Annotated in this window: 28 protein-coding genes; 17 read left to right on the top strand and 11 right to left on the bottom strand. The window is 41.4% G+C overall.

Annotated elements, in window-relative coordinates:
• The first annotated feature begins 82 nt into the window (after positions 1-82).
• The 12 genes from phnR to nrdG all read left to right on the top strand — a co-directional run bounded on the left by phnR (position 83) and on the right by nrdG (position 11,583).
• A complete protein-coding gene (phnR, locus tag PR834_RS14835; protein WP_112308094.1) occupies positions 83-802 on the top strand; it encodes a phosphonate utilization transcriptional regulator PhnR in 720 nt (239 codons plus the stop codon).
• Positions 803-929: 127 nt separating this feature from the next.
• Positions 930-1,943 (top strand): 2-aminoethylphosphonate ABC transporter substrate-binding protein, encoded by a 1,014-nt coding sequence (locus PR834_RS14840; protein WP_094961637.1) that lies wholly within the window; start codon positions 930-932, stop codon positions 1,941-1,943.
• Positions 1,944-1,949: 6 nt separating this feature from the next.
• Positions 1,950-3,059 (top strand): 2-aminoethylphosphonate ABC transport system ATP-binding subunit PhnT, encoded by a 1,110-nt coding sequence (gene phnT, locus PR834_RS14845; protein ID WP_272536754.1) that lies wholly within the window; start codon positions 1,950-1,952, stop codon positions 3,057-3,059.
• Between the two features lies 1 nt (position 3,060).
• Positions 3,061-3,921 (top strand): 2-aminoethylphosphonate ABC transporter permease subunit, encoded by an 861-nt coding sequence (gene phnU, locus PR834_RS14850; protein ID WP_112308095.1) that lies wholly within the window; start codon positions 3,061-3,063, stop codon positions 3,919-3,921.
• Positions 3,922-3,923: 2 nt separating this feature from the next.
• Positions 3,924-4,721: a 2-aminoethylphosphonate ABC transport system, membrane component PhnV gene (gene phnV / locus PR834_RS14855; protein ID WP_047757060.1), complete on the top strand. Its 798-nt coding sequence runs from the start codon at positions 3,924-3,926 to the stop codon at positions 4,719-4,721.
• Positions 4,722-5,124: 403 nt separating this feature from the next.
• Positions 5,125-5,628 carry a hypothetical protein gene (locus tag PR834_RS14860; RefSeq protein WP_272536755.1) on the top strand — a complete coding sequence of 168 codons (504 nt, stop codon included), beginning with the start codon at positions 5,125-5,127 and terminating at the stop codon, positions 5,626-5,628.
• Positions 5,629-5,737: 109 nt separating this feature from the next.
• The gene (locus PR834_RS14865; RefSeq protein ID WP_196725029.1) at positions 5,738-6,253 is read left to right on the top strand and encodes a hypothetical protein; all 516 of its coding nucleotides are present in this window, start codon (positions 5,738-5,740) and stop codon (positions 6,251-6,253) included.
• Positions 6,254-6,612: 359 nt separating this feature from the next.
• A complete protein-coding gene (pyrB, locus tag PR834_RS14870; RefSeq protein ID WP_172767474.1) occupies positions 6,613-7,548 on the top strand; it encodes an aspartate carbamoyltransferase in 936 nt (311 codons plus the stop codon).
• Positions 7,549-7,560: 12 nt separating this feature from the next.
• Complete coding sequence (pyrI, locus tag PR834_RS14875; protein ID WP_004905852.1) at positions 7,561-8,025, top strand: aspartate carbamoyltransferase regulatory subunit; 465 nt, start codon at positions 7,561-7,563, stop codon at positions 8,023-8,025.
• Between the two features lie 162 nt (positions 8,026-8,187).
• On the top strand, positions 8,188-8,574 hold the full coding sequence (ridA, locus tag PR834_RS14880) for a 2-iminobutanoate/2-iminopropanoate deaminase (RefSeq protein WP_004907508.1): 387 nt from the start codon (positions 8,188-8,190) through the stop codon (positions 8,572-8,574).
• A 401-nt stretch (positions 8,575-8,975) separates the two neighbouring features.
• A complete protein-coding gene (gene nrdD, locus PR834_RS14885; RefSeq protein ID WP_262960869.1) occupies positions 8,976-11,114 on the top strand; it encodes an anaerobic ribonucleoside-triphosphate reductase in 2,139 nt (712 codons plus the stop codon).
• 4 nt (positions 11,115-11,118) lie between these two features.
• Positions 11,119-11,583 (top strand): anaerobic ribonucleoside-triphosphate reductase-activating protein, encoded by a 465-nt coding sequence (nrdG, locus tag PR834_RS14890; protein ID WP_112308098.1) that lies wholly within the window; start codon positions 11,119-11,121, stop codon positions 11,581-11,583.
• Here nrdG and PR834_RS14895 read toward each other — a convergent pair.
• Both PR834_RS14895 and bhsA read right to left on the bottom strand, forming a co-directional pair.
• The gene (locus PR834_RS14895) at positions 11,580-12,017 is read right to left on the bottom strand and encodes a YhbP family protein (RefSeq protein ID WP_196725062.1); all 438 of its coding nucleotides are present in this window, start codon (positions 12,015-12,017) and stop codon (positions 11,580-11,582) included. The genes nrdG and PR834_RS14895 overlap by 4 nt on opposite strands.
• Before the next feature lie 290 nt (positions 12,018-12,307).
• On the bottom strand, positions 12,308-12,559 hold the full coding sequence (gene bhsA, locus PR834_RS14900; protein ID WP_094961642.1) for a multiple stress resistance protein BhsA: 252 nt from the start codon (positions 12,557-12,559) through the stop codon (positions 12,308-12,310).
• 270 nt (positions 12,560-12,829) lie between these two features.
• Between bhsA and PR834_RS14905 the strand changes: the two genes are divergently transcribed.
• Positions 12,830-13,168 carry a GIY-YIG nuclease family protein gene (locus tag PR834_RS14905; protein ID WP_004905864.1) on the top strand — a complete coding sequence of 113 codons (339 nt, stop codon included), beginning with the start codon at positions 12,830-12,832 and terminating at the stop codon, positions 13,166-13,168.
• On the opposite strand, the gene PR834_RS14910 is transcribed toward PR834_RS14905, so the two are convergent.
• Positions 13,141-13,644 (bottom strand): GNAT family N-acetyltransferase, encoded by a 504-nt coding sequence (locus PR834_RS14910; protein ID WP_272536756.1) that lies wholly within the window; start codon positions 13,642-13,644, stop codon positions 13,141-13,143. The two genes, PR834_RS14905 and PR834_RS14910, sit on opposite strands and share 28 nt — an antisense overlap.
• Positions 13,638-14,162 (bottom strand): ubiquinone anaerobic biosynthesis accessory factor UbiT, encoded by a 525-nt coding sequence (gene ubiT / locus PR834_RS14915; protein ID WP_112308101.1) that lies wholly within the window; start codon positions 14,160-14,162, stop codon positions 13,638-13,640. The genes PR834_RS14910 and ubiT overlap by 7 nt, the downstream gene beginning before the upstream one ends.
• A gap of 514 nt (positions 14,163-14,676) precedes the next feature.
• Here ubiT and ubiU point away from each other — a divergent pair.
• Together ubiU and PR834_RS14925 are read left to right on the top strand one after the other, a co-directional pair.
• Positions 14,677-15,672 (top strand): ubiquinone anaerobic biosynthesis protein UbiU, encoded by a 996-nt coding sequence (gene ubiU / locus PR834_RS14920; RefSeq protein WP_094961644.1) that lies wholly within the window; start codon positions 14,677-14,679, stop codon positions 15,670-15,672.
• A gap of 17 nt (positions 15,673-15,689) precedes the next feature.
• Positions 15,690-16,565 carry a U32 family peptidase gene (locus tag PR834_RS14925; RefSeq protein ID WP_112308102.1) on the top strand — a complete coding sequence of 292 codons (876 nt, stop codon included), beginning with the start codon at positions 15,690-15,692 and terminating at the stop codon, positions 16,563-16,565.
• A gap of 39 nt (positions 16,566-16,604) precedes the next feature.
• Here PR834_RS14925 and PR834_RS14930 read toward each other — a convergent pair whose 3' ends face one another.
• From PR834_RS14930 to PR834_RS14950, 5 genes are all read right to left on the bottom strand, one after another.
• Positions 16,605-16,922 carry a type II toxin-antitoxin system YafQ family toxin gene (locus tag PR834_RS14930; protein ID WP_004905874.1) on the bottom strand — a complete coding sequence of 106 codons (318 nt, stop codon included), beginning with the start codon at positions 16,920-16,922 and terminating at the stop codon, positions 16,605-16,607.
• Positions 16,903-17,190 carry a type II toxin-antitoxin system RelB/DinJ family antitoxin gene (locus PR834_RS14935; RefSeq protein WP_004905876.1) on the bottom strand — a complete coding sequence of 96 codons (288 nt, stop codon included), beginning with the start codon at positions 17,188-17,190 and terminating at the stop codon, positions 16,903-16,905. Before PR834_RS14935 ends, PR834_RS14930 begins: the two co-directional genes overlap by 20 nt.
• A gap of 130 nt (positions 17,191-17,320) precedes the next feature.
• Complete coding sequence (locus tag PR834_RS14940; protein WP_004905877.1) at positions 17,321-18,475, bottom strand: ABC transporter permease; 1,155 nt, start codon at positions 18,473-18,475, stop codon at positions 17,321-17,323.
• Positions 18,475-19,620 (bottom strand): ABC transporter permease, encoded by a 1,146-nt coding sequence (locus PR834_RS14945; protein WP_004905879.1) that lies wholly within the window; start codon positions 19,618-19,620, stop codon positions 18,475-18,477. The genes PR834_RS14940 and PR834_RS14945 overlap by 1 nt, the downstream gene beginning before the upstream one ends.
• Positions 19,621-19,631: 11 nt before the next feature.
• Positions 19,632-20,603 carry an HlyD family secretion protein gene (locus PR834_RS14950; protein WP_004905881.1) on the bottom strand — a complete coding sequence of 324 codons (972 nt, stop codon included), beginning with the start codon at positions 20,601-20,603 and terminating at the stop codon, positions 19,632-19,634.
• Positions 20,604-21,136: 533 nt separating this feature from the next.
• On the opposite strand from PR834_RS14950, the gene PR834_RS14955 reads away from it, so the two are divergent.
• Together PR834_RS14955 and btsR are read left to right on the top strand one after the other, a co-directional pair.
• Positions 21,137-22,822, top strand: a complete 1,686-nt coding sequence (locus PR834_RS14955; protein ID WP_272525361.1) for a sensor histidine kinase — start codon at positions 21,137-21,139, stop codon at positions 22,820-22,822.
• 19 nt (positions 22,823-22,841) lie between these two features.
• A complete protein-coding gene (gene btsR / locus PR834_RS14960; RefSeq protein ID WP_004905884.1) occupies positions 22,842-23,558 on the top strand; it encodes a two-component system response regulator BtsR in 717 nt (238 codons plus the stop codon).
• A 4-nt stretch (positions 23,559-23,562) separates the two neighbouring features.
• On the opposite strand, the gene PR834_RS14965 is transcribed toward btsR, so the two are convergent.
• Both PR834_RS14965 and PR834_RS14970 read right to left on the bottom strand, forming a co-directional pair.
• A complete protein-coding gene (locus PR834_RS14965; RefSeq protein WP_004905885.1) occupies positions 23,563-23,892 on the bottom strand; it encodes a helix-turn-helix domain-containing protein in 330 nt (109 codons plus the stop codon).
• Positions 23,882-24,271, bottom strand: coding sequence for a type II toxin-antitoxin system RelE/ParE family toxin (locus PR834_RS14970; protein WP_232062930.1), 390 nt, complete (start codon positions 24,269-24,271; stop codon positions 23,882-23,884). Before PR834_RS14970 ends, PR834_RS14965 begins: the two co-directional genes overlap by 11 nt.
• Positions 24,272-24,387: the final 116 nt, after the last annotated feature.

A 24,387-nucleotide genomic window follows, 5' to 3' on the forward strand; every position in this document is an offset into this window, starting at 1 on the left:
AAGGTCAAAGGAAAAGTGCTCGTGAAACAAAAAATTCATATAACTATGTATAATATGACTGAAACAATGACAGGAAATAACCATGAAATTATCAGCGGATGAAGCCCCGCAATATCTGCTTATCAAAGCCCAATTACAGGAAAAGATTCAAAATGGCTCGCTAAAATGTGGTGATAAACTCCCCTCGGAACGCGAACTTTGTGCCATTTTCAATACCACTCGTGTCACTATTCGCGAAAGTTTGGCACAGCTAGAATCCAGTGGGGCAATTTACCGGTCTGAACGTCGTGGTTGGTTTGTCACACCTGAGCGCCTTTGGTTAGACCCAACCCAAAATACTAATTTCCATAAACTTTGCCTCGAACAAGGTCGCCAACCGAAGACAGTTTTACTGGATGGAAGAGTTATTACAGTTCCTCTCGAAGCTATGGAGCCGTTAAAACTTCAATCATTTGAACAAATTTATTTACTCACCCGCCTACGTTTTGCTGATGACAGACCCGTTTGTTACTGTGAGAACCATTGTTTACCTGCTCGCGTTCCTGAACTGCTACGCCACGACCTCAACGGCAGTTTAACGGAAGTGTACGAAGCTCATTTCAATTTAATCTATACCAGTATGCATTTGTCTTTCTACCCAACGGCAATGCCTGCCCAAGCAGCACAAGCACTGGGGGTTACGGTTGGCCGTCCAGCCTTATTGTTGCAACGCTTAAACTATGACCAACATGGGCGAATTTTAGATTATGATGTTGAATACTGGCGCCACGATAGCTTGCGCATCGAAGTCGATACTTTGTGATTATTTCTATTTATAGAAAATAATTTTAGCTATTTAGCTGCATTTCATCTTTCTGTCATATAAACCCGTTAGCGTAAAAAACATCTGGTATATACCAGAATACATTTTACCTTAACAGGAGATAACCATGAAACGCACCTACTTAGCTGGTCTATTAATGGCAACCCTTTGCTCTACCTCTGTTTTTGCCGCTGATGTTGTGACTGTTTACTCCGCTGATGGCCTGCACGATGGCAACAACAGTTGGTATAAAAATCAGTTCGAGGCATTTACCAAACAAACAGGCATTAAAGTACAATATGTCGAAAGTGGTTCAGGGGCGATAGTTGAAAGGCTCGCTAAAGAACGCACCAATCCACAAGCCGATGTGCTTATTACCGTTCCGCCTTTTATCCAACGTGCCGCAAAAAACCAGTTATTAGCTGAATTTATGCCAGAAAATGCAGCAAATATTCCTAATTCAAATCACTTTTACACGCCGTTGGTCAATAATTACCTGACCTTTATCTATAACGCTAAGCTGCTTAAGTCTCCTCCTGAAAATTGGGACTCCCTACTCGATTCTCGCTTTAAAAATAAACTTCAATATTCAACACCGGGACAAGCTGGGGATGGTACTGCAGTGATGTTACAAGTTTTCCACAGTTTTAATGGCAAAGACGCAGGGTTTGATTATCTCGGTAAGTTGCAGGCTAATAACGTTGGCCCATCCGCCTCGACAGGTAAGCTTACCGCCCTCGTGAATAAAGGGGAGCTCTATGTCGCTAATGGCGACTTACAAATGAATTTATCCCAAATGGTACGTAACCCTAATGTCCAAATTTTCTGGCCAAAAGATGCCAATGGGGAACGTAGTACACTGGTTTTACCTTATGTTGTCGGCTTAGTTAACAACGGCCCTGAAACCGAAAACGGTAAAAAACTCATTAATTTCCTGCTGGATAAACCATCACAAAGCCGTGTTAGTGAGCTTTCATGGGGTATGCCTGTTCGTTCAGATATCACACCATCTGATAAGCAATACCAGAGCGCTGTCCAAATGTTAGAAGGTGTGAAAACTTGGCAGCCTAATTGGGATGAAGTTGAAGTTTCCCTATCCGATGATATTTCCCGTTGGCAAAAAGTCACTGATGGTGAGTAACTTGTGATGTTGATGAAACGAAAAGCCACTACTGCAATGCAGCAAACCGAGCACTCTGGGATCACATTAGAGTCTTTACGTGTCTCATATCATAATAATGTCGTGCTAAAACCTTTAGATTTAACCATCGACTCTGGGGAAATATTGGTGTTGATTGGCCCGTCTGGTTCAGGAAAAACCACGGTATTGCGAGCCATTGCGGGGTTTGCTCAACCTGACAGCGGGCGCATCTTATTAGGTGATATGGATATCACCCACCTTCCCCCATACCAACGCGGACTCGGTATGGTTGTACAAAATTATGCGCTATTTCCCCATATGAAAGTGGAAGAGAATGTCGCATTTGGCTTACGAGCTCAGAAACAACCTAAAGCACTCATTAACGAGCGAGTCATTGAAGCCCTTAAAATCGTCGGAATGACGGATTACGCAACCCGCTACCCTCACCAACTTTCAGGGGGGCAGCAACAGCGAGTTGCGATTGCTAGAGCGATAGCCGTAAGGCCTCGTGTTCTGTTACTCGACGAACCGCTTTCTGCGCTAGATGCGCAAATTCGTCATAATATGGTTGAAGAAATTGCCCGTTTACACCGCGAACTGCCCGATTTAACTATTCTTTATGTGACTCATGACCAAACTGAAGCTCTCGCACTTGGTGATAAAATTGGCATTATGAAAGATGGCTACTTAGTCGCACATGGTGAGAAAAATGCCTTATATCACCGCCCACCCAACCGTTTTGCTGCTGAGTTTTTAGGCCGAGCCAATATTCTAGCCGCTACTGCGCTTGGTTTTTCAACAAGCCCTGGAAAAGTGAATGTCAGTTGTGGTGGAACATTGTTGGAGGCTCATACATTAGGCATGCGAGCAGGCACTCACAAATGGGTGTGTATCCGCCCACAGCACATCACGCTAGTACCAAATTCCAATGCCACCAATCAATTACAGGCCACATTGACGTCTATTCGCTGGCAGGGGGATTTAACGCATTTAATTTGTGATGTTGCTGGTGAAGCCGTGAGTGTTGCCATCACCCATTTGGCCTCTCCGCCTAAAATAGGCGACAAACTCACTTTATGGTTTTCACCTGCGGATACCGTTTTAATTGAGGAATAACATGTCACATATTAGCGTGCCAAAAGGTTCATCAATAACGATAAAGCCCATTTATTGGATATTGCCGCCATTACTGGTGTTAGTTACGTTGTTTTTTTATCCCTTATTGTTGATAGCCCAACAAGCACTACAAAATGAGGCGGGTAGATGGGGGTTGGATGCATTTTGGCAACTTATTGAGTCAAAACGCTTTATTAATGGGTTATGGAATACACTCTACATCGCCATTTTGGCCACCTTAGGTTGCCTTGTGATAGGTAGTGTATTGTCACTGATCTTAGTGTTTATTCCTTTTCCGGGAAGCCGTTTTATCACGCAAGTGATTGATACTTTTATTGCTCTACCGACCTTTTTGATTACCCTCGCTTTTACCTTCATTTATGGTTCTGCAGGGCTACTCAATGGCACCTTGATGGCATTGTTTGATTTAGAATTCCCCCCCGTTGAGTTTCTTTATTCTATCCATGGGGTGATTTTGGCAGAAATTACCGTTTTTACCCCTTTGGTCATGCGTCCCCTTATGGCGGCACTGCGGCAAATCGACAAGAGCCAGTTAGAAGCGGCAAGTATTTTAGGCGCACACCCTGCACGGGTTATCGCGCAAGTTATTTTCCCTGCGGCGCTACCCGCCTTATTAGCAGGGGGTAGCCTGTGCCTGCTGTTAACCACCAATGAATTTGGCATCGTACTGTTTATCGGGGCGAAAGGCGTCAATACCTTGCCGATGATGGTATACAGCAAGGCAATATTAGAGTCAGATTATGCGGTGGCATGCATGATTGCCTTAATTAACATCTTGCTTTCACTCGGGTTATTTTTCCTATACAGAATGGCGACCACTCGCCTTGGAGTAAGGAATTAATTATGTTGATTTGGTCTAAAAAAGGACGAGCCACTGCCACTATCATTGCCATCAGCTTATTTGGTTTATTGTTTTTACTGCCTTTAGTGATGATTTTAATGTCGAGTTTCAGCCGCCAATGGAATGGCATTTTACCTTCAGGCTTTACTTTTGAACATTTTGTGAATGCGTTTAGTGGGCCAGCTTGGGATGCCATTTTATCCAGCCTAGTGGTTGGTTTTAGTGCCAGTCTATTTGCGCTGTTTTGTGGGCTTTGGGCTGCGTTAGCACTAAGAAGACACAGTGGGAAAATACAAAAGTGGCTGAGTATTGCATTTTACCTCCCCAGCGCTATTCCTTCTGTTTCTATTGGGCTTGGGATCCTTGTGGCATTCAGCCAAGGCTATTTACAGATGAACGGCACTTTTTGGATTGTATTTAGTGCTCATTTTGTGTTGATTTCTGCTTTTACGTTTAGCAATGTTTCCACTGGGTTAACCCGTATTTCTCCCGATATTGAAAATGTTGCTTTTAGCTTAGGCGCTTCTCCTTGGTATCGTTTATGCCATGTCACCCTACCACTATTGATGCCATGGATGATTTCAGCATTAGCATTAAGCCTATCACTGTCTTTAGGGGAACTTGGCGCCACGATGATGTTATATCCCCCGGGCTGGGCAACTTTACCCGTCTCTATTTTTAGCTTAACGGATCGGGGAAATATTGCTGACGGCTCAGCGCTGACAATTGTATTAGTTGCAGTAACATTATTCCTAATGTTTAAACTCGAAAAGATAGCGGTTAAATTAGGGCAAAAATAAATACAAGGCCAGATAAAAGCCCATAATGGGTTTTTATCTATTTTCCATAACGCTAAAAGTTATTAACGATAATACACTCACATTAACACCATTATTTAATTTAAAATTAATAAACTATATTCTTAAAATTAAATTAAAAAACCAACCATAAAAAAACACGCAGATTACTTAAGTAAAAAAACATAACCATTAAAATATATAACTATTAAATCAAATATATTATCTACGTATTTACACCCAAACGCTTAAATATGATAAACCGCCACGGTTTAAAAAAAGAGTTTTAAATCAAATTGAAATTCAAAAGCAAGATTAAATAGTTATTTAATCTCCGTCTATTTAATAGAATTAATATATTTATTAGAATATAAAACTTCTCAAAATCAATAAAAGGATTTTTATTATGTGTTTGCTAAAAAAAAGCAGCCTAGCACTCTTACTGTGTGTATCTTTACCCGCTCTATCCGCCGTTCAAAATATGCCAATCAATATTAAAGGCACATTCTCAAACGTGACCCAGCCTTGTACTGATGCCAAGCTTGAAAATACAACAAATTTTGGTGCTATCAATACATTAGAAAAAGTGGGTGATGAAACTGCATACCATAGCTCTGGCTCTTTATATTTTACATGTCAATTCCCTGCGAATGCAAAACTCACTTTCGTGGCAAATAATGCGCCAAACGCACCACATGTATTTAAAACCTCCAGCGATGCATTTGGTGTAAAATTAAAATATAACAATGTGGAAGTTAAACCTGGCCAAAGTGATGATATTAAAATCGGAAAAGGTGCAAATAATATTACATTTAATACCAGCCTAACTCGTTTAACGGCAAATGGTCCTAGTGACTTTGGTAATCACACCTTTGATATTACAGCTAATTTAGCCATTACTTACCAGTAATATATAAAAAATAGATATTTGTGGCTGAGTAAGCTCATTACTCAGTCACACAATAATGGTTTAATAATATAAAAATAGATAAAGCATGATTTATCATTTGAGAAATACTATGAGTTATGTCATTCCTTTAAAAGCATTATTACCCTACGTGTTATTACTCGGTGCAATTTCTATTTCTCAAGCGGCAACGCAAAATATGCCTATTCATATTAGTGGCTCATTTTCAGCAACAACCGCAATATGCCATATGTCGAGCGATATAATATCGAGCTATCGTGTATTATCTGTTGGGAGAAATAGAAATATAGGTCAAGAAATCGCACCGCATAAAATTGAGCTCAATATTGATTGCAATACGAACGCCAAAGCACAATTATCTTTTAACGCTCCACCAACCTCATATTCCAGTAAGTTGTTTCAAACTTCCAGCAATGCATTCGGCGTTAAATTAAGCTGGCAAGGGGAATCCATATTTCCTAATGAAAGTGTCGCCATTACCATGACTCAGAATCAAAAAAGCTACTATATCGATGCTGTATTAGTCAGAGTTGCCCCTAATGAGCCCGGAGATTATGGCGAACACTCGTTTAATATTGCTGGAAACTTAGCGGTAGATTACCCATAGATACTGGCTGGTTTCTACTATCGCTCAATTTTCCGTCATCTTGTTGATTTTTCCACTTTTATCTCATCGTCTAGTTTTTGTACAAAATAGAAACGTAAATGCAAAAATAAAAAAAATATATTTTTCTTTATGCAAACGCTTGCGTCATAGAATGAGATGCGTATAATGCGCCACAATTTGCCGGGAGAAACCATGAACGCTGCTGCTCTATTTTTTACAGAGAATACCTCCACTGCACTGCCTTCTGGCGGTCTGGACAGCCTGTTTTTCCCCTTCTTATTTATAGAAAAGCCCCTCAATTGAGGGGCTTTTTTTTGGCCTATAGACCTAACATGTCTTGCTGACACAGGAGAACAACAATGCCGAATCCTTTATACCACCGCGATATCATCTCGATTAATGATTTAGACCGTTCAGACCTTGAATTAGTGCTTAATGTTGCGGCTTCATTAAAAAAACAGCCGCAACCTGAGTTTCTAAAACATAAAGTCATCGCAAGTTGTTTCTTTGAGGCCTCTACACGCACACGCTTGTCATTTGAAACGGCTATCCATCGTTTAGGCGCTTCCGTTGTTGGTTTCTCTGATAGCACCAACACATCCCTCGGTAAAAAAGGGGAGACATTAGCCGATACCATTTCTGTTATCAGCCAATATGTCGATGCTATTGTCATGCGCCATCCGCAAGAAGGTGCCGCTCGCCTCGCTAGCCAGTTTGCAGGCCACATTCCTGTCATTAATGCAGGCGATGGTTCAAACCAACATCCCACACAAACATTACTCGACTTGTTTACTATCCAAGAAACGCAAGGCCGTTTAGAGAACCTGCAAATTGCCATGGTCGGTGACCTAAAATATGGCAGAACCGTGCATTCCTTAACCCAAGCACTGTCTAAATTTGAAGGCAATCACTTCTACTTTATTGCCCCTGAAGCGCTTTCAATGCCAAACCATATTCTGCACATTTTAGAAGAAAAAGGCGCAACCTACAGCCTGCATAATAATATTGATGAAGTGATGCCAGAACTCGACATTCTGTATATGACCCGTGTACAAAAAGAGCGCCTCGACCCCTCTGAATACGCGAATGTGAAAGCACAATTTATTTTAAGTGCGGCTGACCTGCATTGTGCAAAACCGAATTTAAAAGTCTTACACCCACTACCACGGGTTGATGAAATCGCAGTTGATGTGGATAACACACCTTATGCTTACTATTTCCAACAAGCAGGAAATGGGATTTATGCAAGGCAGGCATTGTTATCTCTAGTTTTAAATAAAGAATTAGCTATCTGAGGAGGACATACCATGACACAAGATCATAAATTACAAGTTGAAGCAATCAGCCACGGTACCGTTATTGACCACATTCCTGCTCAAATTGGTTTCAAATTACTAAAGTTATTTAAACTAACAAAAACAGATGAACGCATCACAATTGGTTTAAATTTGCCATCAAGCAATCTAGGTAAAAAAGACATTATCAAAATCGAAAATACCTTTTTAACTCCAGAGCAAGCTAACCAATTAGCCATGTATGCCCCTGAAGCCACCGTTAACCGTATTGAAGATTACCAAGTGGTAGAAAAGCTTGAACTCACACTGCCTCAGTATATCGACAATGTGTTAATTTGCCCAAACAGCAACTGTATTAGCCATAATGAACCTGTATCAAGCAGTTTCCGTGTGAAAAAAATCGGCAAAGAAGTCGCACTGACGTGTAAATTCTGCGAAAAAGAGTTCGATAGAGACGCTGTGATCAATAACCAATAGGTTGTTTTTGCGTAGACTGCGGTGTTGTGTAGGTGCAATCCATGTTTATAATGGTGCCTAACACCCCATAAAGTTATACTCAAAGTCACACCAAGCCACAAACACCGCTGTGGCTTGCCATATGACGAGTATTTTCTCTTTACGTGATGAAACGGAGTAGTTATGTCATACGAAATCAATACAGAAAACGCACCAGCAGCGATCGGTCCTTACGTTCAAGGCGTAGATTTGGGTAGTATGGTTATCACATCAGGGCAAATCCCTGTTGACCCTAAAACGGGTGAAGTGCCTGAAGATATCGCAGCACAAACTCGCCAATCACTGGCTAACGTAAAAGCAATTTTAGAAAAAGCTGGCTTAAGTGCGGCTAATATCGTGAAAACAACGGTATTTGTAAAAGATTTAAATGACTTTGCGACAGTGAATGCAACCTACGAAGAATTTTTCAAACAACATAATGCACCATTCCCAGCGCGCTCTTGCGTTGAAGTTGCTCGTCTGCCAAAAGACGTGAAAATTGAAATCGAAGCAATCGCAGTACGTAAATAACGATTAGTTCGAGCCAAACACCCCATGCTTTGGGTGGGGTGTCTTTCATTACTGTCTACCTCCGATACAGAATAAACTCCCCGCCACAGTAGTCATTTTCATGCTTTGCGAATAAAGAAAATCACATCTCTTTTTTTATTTAGCTCACTGATATGAATACTGGCAACTGAAAAGATTTATTTCCTCTGCGCTTTTGATCTTCATACAAATTATTTTTTTCTTTGTTTTAAATCAAATATTGGCGATCTAAATAAAAGCAAAATCCCACATATTGTGCTTTAATTGCACCTAATGACACAACATATAGTATTTATTCACATTTTATCCACAGATTAGTCCCCGTGATAAACATGGCGAATAGCTGAAGTCGTATTGTGGATAACTTAACAAGGAGAATGCCCGTGGGAACGGTTGTTATAAAAAGAGATGGTTGTCAGGTCGGTTTTGACCTTCCACGAATTCAGGAAGCCGTTAAACGTGCAGCGGCTGCTGTGAATGTTAAGGATGACGATTATTGTCTTCAGGTTGCTTCTGTTGTCACAGAGCAACTTTGCAGCCGTGACCGAGTGGATATCGCTGAAATCCAAGACGCTGTCGAAAACCAATTGATGGCGGGGCCTTATAAAGACTTAGCCCGTGCTTATATTGAATATCGCCACGACAGAGACAGCGAACGTGAAAAACGCAGCCAATTGACACATGACATTCGTGGGCTAATCGAACAAAGTAACGTCTCTTTACTTAATGAAAACGCCAATAAAGACAGTAAAGTGATCCCGACACAACGCGATTTACTCGCCGGTATTGTCGCTAAGCACTATGCAAAACAACATATTTTGCCGAGAGATGTCGTTATCGCACACGAACGTGGTGAAATTCACTATCATGATCTCGACTATGCGCCGTTCTTCCCGATGTTTAACTGTATGTTAATTGACCTTGAAGGCATGTTAACTAACGGGTTTAAAATGGGAAATGCAGAAATAGAGCCACCAAAGTCTATTTCAACCGCAACAGCTGTTACAGCACAAATTATTGCACAGGTTGCGAGCCATATTTATGGGGGCACAACCATTAACCGTATTGACGAAATTTTAGCACCATATGTCGCTATCAGCTACGAAAAGCACCTAAAAGTCGCCAAAGAATGGGGAATAGCAGACGCAGAAGGTTATGCACACAGCCGCACCGATAAAGAGTGTTACGACGCCTTTCAATCCTTAGAGTATGAAGTCAATACGCTTCACACCGCAAATGGCCAAACCCCGTTTGTCACCTTTGGTTTTGGTCTCGGAACCTCTAAAGAAGCACGATTAATTCAGCAATCTATTCTGAAAAACCGCATTGCGGGACTTGGTAAAAACCGTAAAACGGCCGTTTTCCCTAAGCTCGTATTTGCAATTAAAGATGGCCTAAACCATAAGCTAGGCGACCCTAATTACGATATCAAACAACTCGCTTTAGAGTGTGCCAGTAAGCGTATGTATCCTGACATTCTTAATTACGACCGCGTCGTTGATGTTACTGGATCATTTAAAACGCCAATGGGCTGCCGCAGTTTCCTTGGTACCTATGAAGAAAATGGGCAACAAATTCATGATGGGCGCAACAATTTAGGGGTTATCAGCCTCAATTTGCCTCGTATTGCTATCGAAGCTCAAGGCAATGAAGATGCATTTTGGGCATTACTGGATGATCGCTTAGCTATTGCCAAAAAAGCCTTAATGACTCGCATTGCCCGTTTAGAAACCGTAAAAGCACGTGTTGCGCCAATTTTATATATGGAAGGCGCTTGTGGAGTTCGCTTAAAAGCGGATGATAACGTCGCTGAGATATTCAAAAATGGTCGTGCATCTATTTCTTTAGGTTACATTGGGTTGCATGAAACCATCAATGCACTTTTTGGCACACAAACTCATGTGTATGATGATGAAAAATTACGTGAAAAAGCCGTCGAAATTGTCAACCGCTTACGCCAAGCCACCGATGAATGGAAAGCCCAAACAGGCTATGGTTTCAGTTTATACAGCACACCAAGTGAAAATTTGTGTGACCGTTTTTGCCGTCTCGATACCGCTGAATTTGGTGTGATACAAGGTGTTACCGACAAAGGCTACTACACAAACAGCTTCCACTTAGATGTTGAAAAACAGGTAAATCCTTACGATAAAATTGATTTTGAAGCGCCTTACCCTGCGCTCGCGAATGGCGGTTTTATCTGTTATGGCGAATACCCAAACTTACAACATAATGTTAGAGCCTTAGAAGACGTGTGGGATTACAGCTATCAACATGTGCCTTATTATGGGACTAACACCCCCATTGATGAGTGTTATGAATGCGGTTTCTCCGGTGAATTTTCCTGCACCAGCAAAGGTTTTACCTGCCCGGCTTGTGGTAATCATGATACTAACCGCGTTTCAGTTATCCGCCGTGTCTGTGGCTATTTAGGCAGCCCAGATGCAAGGCCATTTAATGCAGGAAAACAAGAGGAAGTCAAACGCCGTATTAAGCATTTAGGTAACGGCCAAATAGGTTAATGCCATGAATTATCACCAATATTATCCTGTTGATGTGGTCAATGGCCCCGGAACCCGCTGTACACTGTTTGTAGCAGGGTGTGTCCATCAATGCCGTGGTTGCTACAACCAAAGTACATGGCGAGTGGATTCGGGTGTGCCATTCACCCAAGAAATGGAAGACCAGATTATCCAAGATTTGCAGGACACGCGTATTCGTCGGCAAGGGCTTTCCCTCTCTGGCGGAGATCCACTACACCCAGCCAATTTACCTGCGGTGCTCAAGTTGGTAAAGCGCGTTAAAGCCGTTTGCCCAGATAAAGACATCTGGTTATGGACAGGATACACATTGGGTGATTTTACGCTTGAACAGCAAAAAGTGGTGAGTTTTGTTAATACCGTGATTGACGGTAAATTTGTGCAGGATTTACATGACCCGCGCTTAATTTGGCGCGGTAGCTCAAATCAAGTGATCCATAGGCTTCGTTAAATTTGGCATTCCCAATATAGCTTGGTGCCAAAACCTAATTTATTATCCACCATTTTGACATTCTGTAAGTGAAGCTGCCAAACTGGCAGTTTCGCTGCTATTGCCACAGGGAAGCGGCGGCAGTAGAAACCGCGAGCGAGTTGTGCTTCCTCACTTTCTAATATTTTAATTTCACCTGTAAATTGAATGCCTTGTATTGTATTCACAGCTTTAGTTTGCGCCGATATTGTGCCAGCCACTTGCGGGTTAGCCACCATCAATTGCCCATGCTTGGAATTCGGGTCTGTCATTAAAATCAGACACATCGTTTTCGCATCAAATGCATAGTAACAACTGGCAGGCCAGATATCATTGTTGTGATTAGCAAAAAGGGAAAAAACGTGTTGGCGAGCAATATAGCGTTGGATGTGTTTTAAAGCTTGTTCAGGCGTCATAGCGGTTTCCATATAAACCCGTTCAGAACAAGCTTTCGGGTTACCCCTAAGCTTGCTTAAACTGTTCTGAACGTAGGCATAAAATTCGCTATTACTATAGCCTAACTAGCTGAAATATTAACCTAAATTTTTTTAGGCCTATACGCCAACTAAATTCGAGTATTTATTCTAAATAATTCGTGGTACAGCTAGGCGGCAAGTGAACGAGACGCTAGGAGCATACATAAGTATGTGACTAGTGCGAGTAAACGTAGCCAACAACGCTGTGACGTGAATTATGACGAATAAATTTATTTATAAATAGCCGCGGTACCACTCATGCTATTCTCACCGCCAGCAGAAATCACTCGGAATGAGGTTGCGCCAGCTTCATCAGCTTTTTTGGCCAATTGTGCGGTCAGGTCATTTACACTCACAGCACCTGTTACTGAAACATAACCTGCTGCAGGCTGACTAGTATGTTGAACTTCTTCAGCAGCCATTGAGCCAAATGAAACAGCACCTAAAGTTAAAGCAGCAGCGAATAATGTTGATTTTTTCATTGTATATACCTTCTTGTAAAATTGATTTTTAGTTGGGATTTTTACTGTCCCTCTGTGATATGGATCATATTATGCGCTTTATTTTGAAAAGAGAATTAGCTAATTTTGCTATAGTCATTCAAATATTTTGAATGGAAACCTAGGTTGAGGTTACAAATTTGTGACAGTTTCATATCATTTTTTATTTAAATTTTAATATGTTATAAATATCTTACTTAACGAATATATTCGTTGTTAACCTAATATTTTCTTCTTATAAATCAGCACAGAATGATAAAAACAACCCTAGAAAAAAAACAATCAAAACAAAGTGATTGGTATCTTTACTTAGTAAGAGAGAAAAATAACGCCTTGTATTGTGGTATCACCACCGATGTACAACGTCGTTTTGAGCAACATAAGGCAGGAACAGGGGCAAAAGCATTGAAAGGAAAAATGCCACTAGAACTGGTATTTTCTTGTTTTATTGGTTCTCGCTCAGCCGCGTCAAAAATAGAATATCAAGTTAAGCAACTGAATAAAAAGATAAAAGAAAGGCTGGTCATTGACCAGCCTGATGATTTAACTGACTACTTAGCTAACTATAAATTATTGAAGTGTGAAGAGTAAGTCGCCAAACCTTGGTGTTCCCCGATTTCGCCATTTTCTAAGCCACAAACCAAAAAATGAGCCTGTTGTTCAGGCCATTGGCAGCTTACGCCGTGGCTTGAAGCCGGTTCAAAACCAAAACGCGAATAGTAGCCTTCATCTCCCAGTACAACGACAGCACCATAACCAAACTCATTAAGGCTATCTAACCCTTCATAGACCAGTTTTTCTGCGATCCCTTGGCCTTGATGCGCTTTACTTACCGCTAATGGCGCAAGACCTACCCATTGTACGTCTTCGTCGTTAACATCAACGGGTGTGAAGCCAACATAGCCAATCACTTCACCATCATCATTTGTTGCCACAACCCCGAGAGTTAGCAAACCATCCTCACGCAAATGTTGAACAAGGTTAGCTTCCGCTTCAGTTGGAAACGTTTCACGCAATAATTTATCAATACCCATTGCATCGACAGGGATTTCAACTCGAATTAACATGAAGTTAACGCAGGCGATTTATGCTCTGCGTCCTCAGTTTCATGCACGGTTTTAATCACATCTGCTAATTGTAATAGAGCAAAACGCAGCGGTGCTGGCATGTTTTCGAGTTCGAAAGCATCCATTAAATTCTTCACATAGAGTCCGAGCTCAGTATCCCCTTCAATCACCAATCTACGTTGGAAAAAGAGCGTATCGGGGTCTTCTTTACGCGCGGCGATCAGTACCAGATCATTCGCATTACCACTCACACTAACATCAGCCTCTGCATGCTGTTTTACAGACAGTTGGCCATCTTGCAAACTGATAAACCAGACTAACGCTAAGTCACGAACTTCAACCTTTAGCCATTTGTCTTCGAGAAAATCAAGTTCCCCTTCTTTTACTGATTCGCGAAATTGCCAACTTAGCAACTGCTCGAGAACCTGACGCTGTAATGCGAATGGGGTCACTTTTAAAGGCAGTTTCAAAAATGAAGGGCCTTTTGTGATGAGTTGAGAACGAATTTTACCTAACACAGTACTGACTCCCGTAGTAATTGTCTGCCCGTTTTCGTGTAACTACTTAACCGCAGTAGCAGCTCGAATTATTTAGGGTAACATATTGCATATTTAGATGATTAAATTTTCAACGCTAATAACCCCACTTATTGAAGTCATTAACCTAACATTTGACTCACGATAAGTTATCTTGCCAAAAAATGACATTATTGGTTTGATCCTATATCAATTTTTGCCCATCCCGCCAATATTTATTTCTCACTTCCCATTGATAAAAAACTATCTCTAATTACCGATACTATCCAATTAACGTTCAAAATTTAGTCAAAAATGATTCATTTTCCCTATTTATTAAACTTATTCCCTACTATTTGATACAGTTTCTTTATTACCCACCAGTCCCCTTATTTCCCTAACAACCTTAATTAACGAATACTGATATCCATTAACAATTTCTCTGCTCTAAATCAAAATCTATAACAGTTCTGTTGACTAGAATGGCAGCTATTAAATTTTATACAGGGATAGGACAATGGAATTACTCTGCCCCGCAGGGAATTTGCCCGCGTTAAAAGCGGCTGTCGATAACGGTGCTGATGCCGTTTATATTGGATTAAAAAATGATACCAATGCGCGCCATTTCGCAGGACTCAATTTTACTGAAAAAAAACTGCACGAAGCTGAGCGCTATATCCATAACCGTAAACGAAAATTACATATTGCGATTAATACATTTGCGCACCCTAATGGTTACGAACGTTGGCAAAATTCTGTCGATCTTGCCGCGGATCTCGGTGCCGATGCCTTGATCTTAGCCGATATCGCAATGTTAGAGTACGCGGCAAATAAATACCCGCATATTGAAAGGCATGTTTCTGTTCAAGCCTCTGCGACCAATACTGAAGCCATACGCTTCTATGAACGTAATTTTCAAGTCCATCGTGTCGTCCTGCCGCGCGTGCTATCTATTCACCAAGTGAAACAATTAGCCAAAAATAGCCCTGTACCGCTTGAAGTGTTTGCTTTTGGTAGTTTATGCATCATGGCTGAAGGCCGCTGCTATCTGTCTTCTTATCTCACGGGTGAGTCGCCAAATACCGTAGGTGCATGCTCTCCAGCCCGTTTTGTTCGTTGGCAACAAACTGAGGAAGGAATGGAATCACGCCTTAATAATGTGTTGATAGACCGTTACCAAAAAGATGAAAATGCCGGTTACCCAACACTATGTAAAGGACGTTATCTTGTCGATGAACAGAAATATCATGTCCTTGAAGAGCCCACCAGCCTCAACACCATTGAATTATTACCTGAATTAATGGCAGCGAATATTGCCTCTGTCAAAATTGAAGGCCGCCAGCGCAGCCCTGCTTACGTGACTGAAGTGACCCGTATTTGGCGCCAAGCCATCGACCGTTACAAATCCAACCCGAATAACTTTGTCACCGATCCTAAATGGCTAAAAGCATTAGGTGGGCTTTCTGAAGGAAGCCAAACTACATTGGGTGCCTATCATCGTAAATGGCAGTAATTTAAAAGGTAAATATCATGCAGTACTCGTTAGGATCTATTCTTTATTACTGGCCAAAGCAAACGCTGGAAGATTTTTATCAACACGCCATACAAAGTGACGCCGATATTATCTATCTCGGTGAGACAGTGTGCAGTAAACGTCGAGAAATGAAGCCCAATGATTGGATAGAACTCGCACAACAACTCGCGAAAAGTGGTAAACAGATTGTGCTGAGCACCCTTGCTCTCCTTCAAGCACCTTCAGAACTTAAAGAGATCAGCAAGTTAGTTGATAATGGCGAGTTTCTCGTTGAAGCGCATGATTTTGGTGTGGTCAACATGTTAGCCGAGAGAGGACTTCCTTTTGTCGCGGGCCACGGTTTGAATTGCTATAACGCACAAACCTTAAATATTCTCTTACGCCAAGGCATGGTGCGCTGGTGTATGCCTGTAGAACTTTCTCGTGATTGGCTAGTCAATTTACTTCACCAATGTGATGACATCGGTATTCGTGGCAAATTTGATGTTGAAGTGATGAGCTACGGTCACTTACCACTTGCCTATTCCGCACGCTGTTTTACTGCGCGCTCTGAAAATAAGCAAAAAGACGAGTGTGAAACTTGCTGTATAAACTACCCACAAGGGCGCAAGGTGCTTTCCCAAGAACATCAACAGGTGTTTACATTGAATGGCATTCAAACGCTCAGTGGTGCTTGCTATAACCTTGGCAATGACCTGCATTCAATGCATGATCTTGTAGATATTGTGCGCATTTCCCCTGAAAGTATAGAGTCCCTTGAGATAATCAAACAGTTTAAAGCCAATGAAAATGGGGATATTCCGCTGAATATCGTAAACCAAAACTGTAATGGTTATTGGCGACAAATTGCAGGGTTGTTGCTAGTGCCTTGATATACAATAGGTAATGAGCTCGAACTATAGCTCATTACCTTAACCAAATAATTCACTGTGCGAACCAATATCAACGAAAGTGATTAAATTACCTTTATCTGACAAGCGATAAACCAGTAAGAAATCACCACCAATATGAAGCTCCCTAGCTCCTTGCCATTCATGACCTTCTAATTCATGGTCAAGATATTCTTTTGGTATTATTTTTTGAGAAAACAGTATTTCCATAACGAGAACAGCCGCATTCATATCCCTACGGCCCGCTCGGTTATATCGTTCCCATGACTTCTTAAACGTTGGTGTATAAGCAACCTGCCTTGGTTGCTTAGCTCGCTTATTACTTGGCTTCTGAGTCAACTTTGCTTAACTCCACCATCATTTCGTTAATTGAATCGTAGTGCTGCTCAATAGCTTTAGCTTCTTTCAACGCTAGTGTAGTTTTCAGCGAAGGTTGCTTACGTTTGATTTCAAAGGGAACTCTTTGCTCTTGAACTACTTGTTCTAAAAACAAACGAATAGCTGCGCTAATAGTCAAACCACAATCTTGTAATACACTCGTGGCTTCCGCTTTTAATTGTTCATCAATTCGACTACGAACATCTGTTGTTTTCAATAGTGTTGACATATCATCCCCCTACACATATCAAACGTAGCTACATTGTGACTACATTGTGGTTGAGTTTAGCATTTGTCGATTAATTAGTCATTATTTCTTTAGGCCGCCTTTTCTAATAGACCATAAACACGATTAAATATTAATGCCGATGCCTGCGCCAGCGGTTAAACATATGGCTAATATGACGCAGTTCGCCATCTCGGAGCATACCAATAAATACCCCAATGACCGTATAAATAACCCCTAAAATCAGCATCATCACGATATCCATCAGGACATCGCTAAACGGTAGTCCCATTTGGTTAAGACCTGCCATAGCGTTTGTGGCCCATGTTGATGGTAGTGCTGATGCAATCATACGAACCCAATCAGGCATCGCTTGCAGTGGCCAAATCGTACCTGACATATAAAACACAGGGGTCGTAATAAATGCCAAAGTTAAATAAATCATTTCGACACTGCGCAAACATTCCGTCACTAACTTGCCAAGCCCCAGAACAGCCAAGAGGAATGGGAACGTGAACATCCAAATCACATACAATGGCGCTTCTTGCCGGTAACCCAATACCCACGGCCAAAGGGCAAAAAATACGGTAGATAAAAATAACCAAATCGGAATTAAAGCAGATAGTGCCCCTAAATAAACGGCTAATGGCGGTTTTCCTTTCGGCGTAGAACGGACCGCGATACTGACTCGCACACAGGCAATCAACAGGGAGTGCTGTAATAACATCACTAACAAGCCAGGAAAAACGATTGCTGCGAAGCTGATCCCTGGGTTATACAGTGGCTCAGTTTCACTGCGAATAGGGGTAATAATCACTTTCGCTTGTTCTTGGCTATAGCCTGCTTTAGTGAGTAACTGGGTGTTATAGGCATTGAGCAGTGTTTGGTAGGCTTTTGATAACTCTTGCTGAATTTGCCCACTTGCTAGCCGGTTGGTGCCATCACCATACACTGGCACAGTGATATTTTTACCACTCAATAAGTGTTGTTGAAAATCTGTTGGAATGATAATTATCGCAAATAACTTTCTCGCAATCATATCCTGACGAGCTTGAGCAAGGTTATCATAACTCTGCAATTGCACCTTCGGCGTCGCATCAAGATCACGGATTAACTCACGACTTGCTGTGCTGTGGTCCATATCAATAACTGCAACAGGTAAGTCCCAAAGAACAGGCTTGGCATAAACTAAGCTCATAACGCATAGAGAAACCAATAATAACAGCCACATCGGTTTTTCCAACATCCCCAGCAGCACTTTACGAAAGGTTGCAAAATAGATAGCCATTAGACAACCCCTCCTTGGTTTTCTAACCGTTTTACTAGTCGCTTACGGATTAAAAAGCCAATCACAAATGGGTAAATCAATAAAAATAGACACACTTGAACGATGCGAGTAAAAGAAATCTCCCGCAAGAAAATATCAAACATAGCATTCAATGTATGTGTAAGTGGTTCAATATTAGAAATAATCTGTGCAGGCAATATCATTGATAGCTCAGGCACAGCCATACCCGAAAAGGCTAAGGCGATACTCACCAGCATCCCTATCAAGCTATACGCCATGATGGCACTTGAGGTAAAACTAAACAGCAATAAACCGATACTTTGCGCTGCTATCACATAGAAAAACCCTAATACAATCATATATAACGGGTTCCCTACCACTTTAGCATCAAAAATAGTGACTAGCGCCGCAATCTCTACGGCGAGCAATATACTGAAAAATAAGGTGTAAGGAGCTAACTTCCCAAGTAACGCCATGACAAACGGTTTAACACTTTGTAAGGTAGAACCTCGTGACATGGTGTAGATTGTTGCGGTAACAACAAATAGCTGTAGCATATGAATAGTTGCAGCAAATTGTTGATAATAAATATAACTACCGCTCGGGTTGAACAAACTGTCATAAGAAAGTGTGACTTGAGCTAATGGCGGTAATGCCTTTCCCATGGACTTGGCCATCTCTTGGCGATACTTCGCATTCAGCTCTGCCACTAGCCCACTAAAATCTTGAATCGCATAACTGCCTGATGCATAAAAGAGCGCATTATAATACATCCGCAGCTCAGGCTGACGCCCTCGTAAGACATCTTCTTCAAAGTTATGAGGAATATACAATAACGCGTAATCTTTTGAACTACCGAGTCTTTTTAATGACGTACTCAAATTATCATCAATCGTTTTTACATCAGCGTGCGGGCCTGCGTTAAGGTCACGAATAATTTGCCGAGACACGGGGCTATGGTTGTCATCCACCACAGAAACGGGTAAATCCATTAATGTCCCCTCTGAAAAGTTAGCGCTAACTAACGTAAACAGCATTAATGGAAACAGCCAACTTAACCAATGAAAAACAGGGCTACGAATAGCCATTTGGGTTTCACGGCTAAAGGCGTGCTCAAAACCGTGCCAAGCGAACTTAAATTTCATGGCAACACCTTTTACTTATCCCAGTGCCATAACACACTCATGCCAGGCCTTAACCCTTCGATCGGCTCTACAGGATATAAGCGAATTTCAAATGTTTTTAAATCGAAGTCACCCGTTGCACGTGTTGCTCGCTTAGTAGCATAGTCACCTTTTGGTGCAATATAACGAATTTCAGCTTCAACCACCTTATTACCCAACGCTGGGATATCCAGCTGTACTTTATCGCCTTTTTTCACATCAACTAAAATATCTTCACGCAAGTTATAGACAAAATAAGCTTGCGGCAGGCGTATTAATGAGACCAAAGGGCTTCCTGCATTAAATAGTTCGCCAATTTCAGCGGGGATAGGTCCTACTTCCCCATCAACCGGGGCTTTAACTTGCAAATCATCCACCTGAACTTGCAATTCAGCCAATTTTTGTTCTGCTTGGTCAAGCGCCGCCTCATATTGCTGACGTAATTCAATACGGTCACCATGTAAGCCTTCTTCTAACCGTGCTTTTGCCCCCTGGACTTGCGAAAATGCCACTTCTTTGGCCTTACGTGCGTTATCTAACTCATTCGCTGAAACATACCCTTTGTTTTTTAAATTACTTAAACGGGCATATTCACGAGAGGCATTTTGATATTGAGAGTTGGCTTGTGCCAAGGTGGCTTGAAGATCACGAATAGTTTCTTCGCGAGTACCATTAATAGAGAGTTCTAGCTGCGCCTTTGCTTGGTCTCTTGCCGCTTTTGATGCTGCATACTGCGCCTGTAGCTCAGGGCTTTCTAATGTTAAGAGAAGTTGCCCTTGTTTTACATCATCACCACGCTCAATATGGCGCTCAATCACCCGCCCTTTTGCTTTCGAGGTTACGATAACTTCAGGTGCATCTACTTCCCCCTGTAACAATAAATATTGGTTATGGGAATGAAAAAGTGCCGCTGCTGCTATTAAGATAAGCATCAGCAAAATCAGTGCTATTGTTCTTTTTTTCATTATTTATGTGAACCTTAAATAATAACGGGGGAAACTACCATCCCTAGAGTATGACAAGAAAGTTAAATACAGCGTTAATAAATTCGTGCGCAAGATCACGAAAAGGTAGGTCATTGACTAATATTGAAGCGATTTCAGCCTTATGTCAAATATTGATGAGTGTACTTTTCTCAAATGTCGATTACTTAACCAGTGACTTACGATATAATTTCAAGCCGAATAAAGACTAATAATAGATAGCAAGAATAAATAATTCCGCCACAAAATAAAAATCCCACAATGTATCATGCTCTAAATAGTTCATATTGTGGGTAGGCGACAAGAGAAGATAGCTTGGGGAGCATACACAAGTATGTGACCCAAGGAGCTGAACGTAGTCAACACCCCCAGAATGTGAAACATGACGAGCCATGCTCTAAATAGTTCGCATTATGGGTAGGCGACAAGAGAAGATAGCTTGGGGAGCATACACAAGTATGTGACCCAAGGAGCTGAACGTAGTCAACACCCCCAGAATGTGAAATATGACGAGCATGTACGAATTTGACTTAATATTACTCCTCCTCCAGCAAATGTGCGTCTACTTAGTGATCGCATGGGTCCTCAGTCGTACCCCGCTGGTTACCCCATTACTTAAAGTCACTATTCGCTTACCTCACAAGGTGATGTGCTACCTGATTTTCTCAGTATTTTGCATTATCGGTACTTATTTTGGTTTGCATATCAATGATTCTATTGCCAATACTCGCGCCATTGGTGCCGTGCTTGGGGGCCTATTAGGCGGCCCCGCTGTCGGCTTTGCCGTTGGTTTTACTGGTGGGTTGCATCGTTATTCATTGGGTGGTATGAGTGCATTTGCCTGTATGGTTTCAACGATTGTTGAAGGGTTGATTGGCGGGTTAGTTCATCGTTACTTTATGAAACGTGGCGAAATTAATAAAATTTTTAATCCTATGATTGCCAGCTGTGTCACTTTTATTGCTGAAATCATACAAATGCTAATTATTTTATTGTTGGCAAAACCTTTCGATGAAGCCCTCGAACTTGTTAAAAATATCGCTGCACCTATGGTCATCGCAAATACGATTGGCGCAGCTATGTTTATTCGTATTTTACTCGACCGCCGCGCTATTGTTGAAAAATACACAACTGCATTCTCTGCTCAGGCGCTAAAAATCGCCTTAACCACTGAAGGAATTCTGCGTAAAGGCTTTAATGCTGATAACAGTATGAAAGTTGCCAAGATTATTTATCAAGAACTAGAAATTGGCGCCGTCGCCATCACTGATCGTGAAAAAATACTCGCATTTATTGGTATTGGCGCTGATCACCATCGCCCGGGAACACCGATTTCGTCGAGTCAGTCAAGGCAAGCTATTGAGAATAATGAAGTTGTATATGCCGATGGCAATGAAACGCCTTACAAGTGTTCATTAAGCCCCACCTGTAAACTCGGTTCTGCATTAGTGATCCCATTACGCGGGGAAAATGAAAAAGTCATTGGTACAATTAAACTGTATGAAGCGAAAAATAGCCTATTTAGCTCCATAAATCGTACCCTTGGTGAAGGCATAGCCAGCTTATTTTCCGCGCAAATTCTCGCGGGCCAATATGAGCGCAATAAGCAATCACTGTTACAATCTGAAGTTAAACTACTTCATGCGCAAGTGAACCCCCACTTTTTGTTTAATGTACTCAATACGCTGCAAGCCGTGATCCGCAAAGATAGCCAGCAAGCAGGCCAGCTTGTGCAGTATATTTCGACATTTTTTCGCAATAATTTAAAACGGCCTGAACAAAATGCCACGCTTGGTGAAGAAATTGAACATATCAACGCCTATTTGCAGATAGAAAAAGCCCGCTTTCAAGAAAGCTTACAAATTCATATTGAGATCCCAGATGAAGTCAAACAGGTTGAACTTCCAGCATTTACCCTGCAGCCACTGGTTGAAAATGCAATTAAACACGGCACCTCACAGTTATTAGAAACAGGATATATTACAATACGTAGTTATATCGACAGTGAACATGTCTACATCGAAATAGAAGATAACGCGGGGCTATACAAGCCCACTAAAAAGTCCGATGGCTTAGGAATGGGGCTAGTCGATAAACGCTTACGTTTAAAATATGGTGAACAATATGGTATCAGCGTAGAACATAAGCCAGAAAAATTCACTCGAATGAAAATTCGCCTGCCTTATTTGGCTACAACATAATAATGATTAAATTACCTCTATGAATGTATTGATTGTTGATGACGAACCTCTTGCACGGGAAAATGTGCGTTGCCTACTTGAAGAACACGATGATATTGAAATTATCGGTGAATGCGCAAATGCGATTGAAGCGATTGGGGTCATTCACAAAAAAAAGCCTGATGTGGTTTTTCTTGATATTCAAATGCCGCGCCTAACTGGCCTTGAAATGGTACGTATGTTAGATCCAGAAGACCGCCCCTATATCGTCTTTCTTACCGCTTTTAATGAATTTGCCATCCAAGCTTTTGAAGAGCATGCATTTGATTACTTGTTAAAGCCCCTTGAAACAGAGCGATTAAAAAAAACCTTAAACCGCCTACGTCAAGGTAAGCAAAAACAGAACCTTGAACTGCTCAGCAACAATGAGCCGCTCAAATTTATCCCTTGTACTGGCCATAGCCGCATCTATTTGATGAAGCTTGATGAAGTGCTATATGCCACCTCACGTATGAGTGGCGTGTATGTAATGAGCACACAAGGGCAAGAAGGCTTTACTGAGCTCACATTACGCACATTAGAAACTCGTACACCTTTAGTGCGCTGCCATCGCCAATATTTGGTCAACATGACTCAGTTAAATGAAATTCTGTTTGGCGACGGTGGACAAGCCGAGTTGGTACTCAGCTCCGGTGAACATATACCTGTCAGCCGCCGTTATCTCAAGCCACTAAAAGAGGCATTGGGTTTAGTTTGAGTGGTTAAATAATTAAAATCTCTGGCCCTCGCTGCTCTATAAGATGTAGCATTCTTAGAGCTGGGCCACTGGGTTTTTTTTCTTCTCTTTCCCACTTAGATACGCTTTCCTTAGACATGCCCAGCGCTAAAGCTAACATGGCTTGTGACATTCCATATTGAGCACGGAGTTGTTTGATTTGCGCACCGCTCATCATAGGTACTACCTTGATTTTATTATTTATTTTACGATTGCCAACCTTCTGTTCTAAATCAGTAACTAAACTTTTTGGTGCAGCATCAACCTGATGTAACTCTTTCGCTAGCTCAAGCATGTTTTCTAGTTTATTGCTCATCAGTAAGCTCCTCCAAAATATTATGTAAAACTAAATCAGCAATTTTATCATCTGTATAATTAAGAAAAAGTCGAGATAAATTCTTATACGCATCTAGTTCATCATCTTCAATTTCTTTTACTCCTTTAGCAGCTATATTGCATTTCTCCCAACCATCGGCAAAAAAGAGATGATGGCTAACTTTGAAGAATATAATAACCCTGACCCCACCACTTTTCCCTTTTCCATTAATGGCAATCCTTTTTTTAATTACACCACTTCCTAAGTCTGCTTCATAAACCCCCGCTAAAACTTCATTTGCAGCCTTAAGCAAGTGTTTATCCATTATCTTAATTTTTTTGGTGCTTCGCTTAAATGAGGAAATTTTATAGAACGCCACAACTACTCTCCATGTAGTACCTATTACTATAGTAGCAAGTGCCATTTTTGAAGACAATATATATTGTTCATTTTTAAAACAACAAAAAACCCGCATTTCCAAGAAGTGCGGGTTTT

Source organism: Providencia sp. PROV182 (genome assembly GCF_028480325.1).
GTDB lineage: Bacteria > Pseudomonadota > Gammaproteobacteria > Enterobacterales > Enterobacteriaceae > Providencia > Providencia hangzhouensis.

What these genes read in the sequence shown, in the direction of transcription:
- PR834_RS14955 (WP_272525361.1), top strand. Translation starts at nt 21,137, where the DNA reads ATGTACGAATTTGACTTAATATTACTCCTCCTCCAGCAAATGTGCGTC.
- ubiU (WP_094961644.1), top strand. Translation starts at nt 14,677, where the DNA reads ATGGAATTACTCTGCCCCGCAGGGAATTTGCCCGCGTTAAAAGCGGCT.
- pyrI (WP_004905852.1), top strand. Translation starts at nt 7,561, where the DNA reads ATGACACAAGATCATAAATTACAAGTTGAAGCAATCAGCCACGGTACC.
- ridA (WP_004907508.1), top strand. Translation starts at nt 8,188, where the DNA reads ATGTCATACGAAATCAATACAGAAAACGCACCAGCAGCGATCGGTCCT.
- phnR (WP_112308094.1), top strand. Translation starts at nt 83, where the DNA reads ATGAAATTATCAGCGGATGAAGCCCCGCAATATCTGCTTATCAAAGCC.
- phnU (WP_112308095.1), top strand. Translation starts at nt 3,061, where the DNA reads ATGTCACATATTAGCGTGCCAAAAGGTTCATCAATAACGATAAAGCCC.
- PR834_RS14895 (WP_196725062.1), bottom strand. Translation starts at nt 12,017, where the DNA reads ATGACGCCTGAACAAGCTTTAAAACACATCCAACGCTATATTGCTCGC.
- PR834_RS14905 (WP_004905864.1), top strand. Translation starts at nt 12,830, where the DNA reads ATGATAAAAACAACCCTAGAAAAAAAACAATCAAAACAAAGTGATTGG.
- bhsA (WP_094961642.1), bottom strand. Translation starts at nt 12,559, where the DNA reads ATGAAAAAATCAACATTATTCGCTGCTGCTTTAACTTTAGGTGCTGTT.
- PR834_RS14925 (WP_112308102.1), top strand. Translation starts at nt 15,690, where the DNA reads ATGCAGTACTCGTTAGGATCTATTCTTTATTACTGGCCAAAGCAAACG.
- PR834_RS14935 (WP_004905876.1), bottom strand. Translation starts at nt 17,190, where the DNA reads ATGTCAACACTATTGAAAACAACAGATGTTCGTAGTCGAATTGATGAA.
- phnT (WP_272536754.1), top strand. Translation starts at nt 1,950, where the DNA reads ATGTTGATGAAACGAAAAGCCACTACTGCAATGCAGCAAACCGAGCAC.
- btsR (WP_004905884.1), top strand. Translation starts at nt 22,842, where the DNA reads ATGAATGTATTGATTGTTGATGACGAACCTCTTGCACGGGAAAATGTG.
- phnV (WP_047757060.1), top strand. Translation starts at nt 3,924, where the DNA reads ATGTTGATTTGGTCTAAAAAAGGACGAGCCACTGCCACTATCATTGCC.
- pyrB (WP_172767474.1), top strand. Translation starts at nt 6,613, where the DNA reads ATGCCGAATCCTTTATACCACCGCGATATCATCTCGATTAATGATTTA.
- PR834_RS14910 (WP_272536756.1), bottom strand. Translation starts at nt 13,644, where the DNA reads ATGTTAATTCGAGTTGAAATCCCTGTCGATGCAATGGGTATTGATAAA.
- PR834_RS14945 (WP_004905879.1), bottom strand. Translation starts at nt 19,620, where the DNA reads ATGAAATTTAAGTTCGCTTGGCACGGTTTTGAGCACGCCTTTAGCCGT.
- PR834_RS14940 (WP_004905877.1), bottom strand. Translation starts at nt 18,475, where the DNA reads ATGGCTATCTATTTTGCAACCTTTCGTAAAGTGCTGCTGGGGATGTTG.
- PR834_RS14865 (WP_196725029.1), top strand. Translation starts at nt 5,738, where the DNA reads ATGAGTTATGTCATTCCTTTAAAAGCATTATTACCCTACGTGTTATTA.
- PR834_RS14950 (WP_004905881.1), bottom strand. Translation starts at nt 20,603, where the DNA reads ATGAAAAAAAGAACAATAGCACTGATTTTGCTGATGCTTATCTTAATA.
- nrdG (WP_112308098.1), top strand. Translation starts at nt 11,119, where the DNA reads ATGAATTATCACCAATATTATCCTGTTGATGTGGTCAATGGCCCCGGA.
- PR834_RS14860 (WP_272536755.1), top strand. Translation starts at nt 5,125, where the DNA reads ATGTGTTTGCTAAAAAAAAGCAGCCTAGCACTCTTACTGTGTGTATCT.
- PR834_RS14840 (WP_094961637.1), top strand. Translation starts at nt 930, where the DNA reads ATGAAACGCACCTACTTAGCTGGTCTATTAATGGCAACCCTTTGCTCT.
- PR834_RS14965 (WP_004905885.1), bottom strand. Translation starts at nt 23,892, where the DNA reads ATGAGCAATAAACTAGAAAACATGCTTGAGCTAGCGAAAGAGTTACAT.